The organism is Streptomyces sp. NPDC059851, from assembly GCF_042732005.1.
Taxonomy (GTDB): domain Bacteria; phylum Actinomycetota; class Actinomycetes; order Streptomycetales; family Streptomycetaceae; genus Streptomyces.
Genome location: NZ_JBHWJJ010000296.1, coordinates 1 through 1,686, shown reverse-complemented (window position 1 = coordinate 1,686; position 1,686 = coordinate 1). Strand labels below are relative to the sequence as shown.

Sequence of the window (1,686 nt, the reverse complement as noted above, 5' to 3'; positions counted from 1 at the left end):
CTATGCGGCTGCCAACGCCTACCTGGACGCGCTCGCCGAGCAGCGCCGCGCCGCCGGGCTCGCCGCGACGTCGATCGCGTGGGGACCCTGGGCCGAGGGCGGCATGGCCGCCGACCAGGCCCTCGAAGCCCGGATGCGCCGGGACGGCGTGCCCCCGATGGCTGCGGAGCTGGCCATCACCGCGCTCCGTCAGGCCGTCGGCGCCGACGACGCCACCCTTACCGTGGCCGACGTCGCATGGGACCAGTACCTGGCCGGCCACACCGCCGTACGCCGCACCGAACTGTTCAGCGAGCTCGGCGAGGTACGCGCGGCCCGCGAGGCGACCGACGCCCGCGCCGGCCTGGCCGCCGCGCACAACGACGGCCCGGCCACCCTCTCCGGACGGCTCGCCGCGCTCGCGCCGGCCGAGCAGGAACGGGAACTGCTGGACCTGGTCCGCACGCACGTCGCCGCCGTCCTCGGACACGGCACCGCCGACGCGGTGGGTGCGGAGCGTGCCTTCAAGGAGCTCGGGTTCGACTCGCTGACGGCCGTCGAGCTCCGCAACCGCCTGAGCGCGGCCACCGAGCTGAGGCTGCCCGTAACGCTCGTCTACGACTACCCGACCTCCGCCGTGCTGGCCGACCACCTCCGCGAGGAGCTCGTCGGTGGCGTCCCCGTCTCCGGCACCCTGCTGCCCGTCGCCGTCGCGTCCGACGAGGACCCGATCGCCATCGTGGCGATGAGCTGCCGCTTCCCCGGCGGCGTCCGGACCCCCGAGGACCTGTGGCGGCTGCTGGCGCAGGGCACGGACGCGGTCGCGGCGTTCCCGGCCGACCGGGGCTGGGACCTGGACCGCCTCTACAGCCCCGATGCGGACCGGCCCGGCACCTCGTACACCCGCGAGGGCGGCTTCGTCACCGGAGCGGCCGACTTCGACGCCGACTTCTTCGGGATCTCGCCGCGCGAGGCCCTGGCCATGGACCCGCAGCAGCGGCTGCTGCTGGAGACGTCCTGGGAGGCGTTCGAGCGGGCCGGCATCGACCCGACCAGCCTGCGCGGAAGCCGCGCCGGTGTGTTCGTCGGCACCAACGGCCAGGACTACCTCTCCCTCATCACCCGTGAGCAGGACGGCCTGGAAGGCCACGTCGGCACCGGCAACGCCGGCAGCGTCATGTCCGGCCGCGTCTCGTACGTCTTCGGGCTGGAGGGCCCGGCGGTCACCGTCGACACGGCCTGCTCGTCGTCGCTGGTCGCACTGCACTGGGCGATCCAGGCACTGCGCAACGGTGAGTGCGACATGGCGCTCGCCGGCGGTGTGACCGTCATGTCGACGCCCGAGAACTTCATCGACTTCAGCCGTCAGCGGGGGTTGGCGGAGGACGGCCGGATCAAGGCGTTCGCGGCTGCGGCGGACGGTACCGGGTGGGGTGAGGGTGTCGGTGTGCTGCTGGTGGAGCGGCTGTCGGACGCCCGTCGGAACGGGCACCCGGTGCTGGCCGTGGTGCGTGGTTCGGCGATCAACCAGGACGGTGCCAGCAACGGGCTCACCGCCCCGAACGGCCCGTCGCAGCAGCGGGTGATCCGTCAGGCGTTGGCGAGCGCGGGTCTGTCGGCCGCGGACGTGGATGCGGTGGAGGCGCACGGTACGGGTACGCGGCTCGGTGACCCGATCGAGGCGCAGGCGCTGCTCGCCACCTACGG

At 73.7% G+C, this 1,686-nt stretch carries 1 protein-coding gene; it reads left to right on the top strand.

Annotated features, from left to right (window positions below; all coding sequences use genetic code 11):
- The coding region (locus ACFV7Q_RS38835) for a beta-ketoacyl synthase N-terminal-like domain-containing protein (RefSeq protein WP_385435668.1) at positions 1-1,686 on the top strand (1,686 nt) is incomplete at both ends.